This window comes from Campylobacter sp. RM9333 (genome assembly GCF_020137705.1).
In the GTDB taxonomy this organism is placed as follows: domain Bacteria; phylum Campylobacterota; class Campylobacteria; order Campylobacterales; family Campylobacteraceae; genus Campylobacter_E.
Genome location: NZ_JACGAY010000053.1, coordinates 1 through 840, shown reverse-complemented (window position 1 = coordinate 840; position 840 = coordinate 1). Strand labels below are relative to the sequence as shown.

Genomic DNA, 840 nt, shown 5'->3' with positions numbered 1-840 from the left:
TCAAGTAGAACTGATGCTGATAAGCATGTGTTGTATGCAACAAGCGATAAACATGAAGGCCAAGTAGCTGTAGATTTGAAAGTAGCAGATACTTGGAAAGCTGGAGCTGCTGGTAAGAATTCTTTACTTGATTCTAAAAATACATTTGAAGATGTTCAAGCAGCTCACTACGAACAAGATGCAAGAATTGCTCAGTTAGCAAAAACACAAGGCATTGCTGCAATTCAAGCAAATGGAACAATAAAGCTTGATAAGATTCAAGCTGCAGCTACAGGAGCATTAAACCTAGATGCTAACACAGCAGGTAATAATGGCATAAAAAAAGATGCTTCTGATGCTTTAGCTCATATTTTAACTTTAACTGCAGCAGATTTAAATACAGCAAATTCAGCTATAGATGATGCTATTACTAAATTAAATAAAGTAGTAGAAGCAGGTAAAGGTAAAACTATGGATACTACTGAAGCTCAAGATGCTATGGCTTCTCATGCTATGATAAAACACTTAGAAGGTATAAAAGAAGGTATTAACGAAAAAGATAGAAATGGTCTTAAAGATATAATAGGTCTTACAGATGATACTAAGACTAACTTTGGAAGATTAAGTTTATCATCAACTAATGGTAAAGACATAGTTGTAGAAGCTACTAGAGATTATGTAGATAAAGATGGTAAGCTTCAATCAATGAATGTTACTAGCTCAATAGGCTATGATAAAAATGTTTCTGAAAAAACAGTTAGCTTAAGAGAAACTAATGCTACTATAGATAGAGAAACAGCAGATGCAATGGGCTTTAATGCTAATGATTGGCAAGCAACTGATGCAGGAGATAATAAGAAT

Annotated in this window: 1 pseudogene; it reads left to right on the top strand. The window is 33.9% G+C overall.

The features are described 5' to 3' along the window. Window positions 1-840 (top strand): annotated as a pseudogene (locus tag AVBRAN9333_RS09415) (hypothetical protein); the annotation flags it as partial.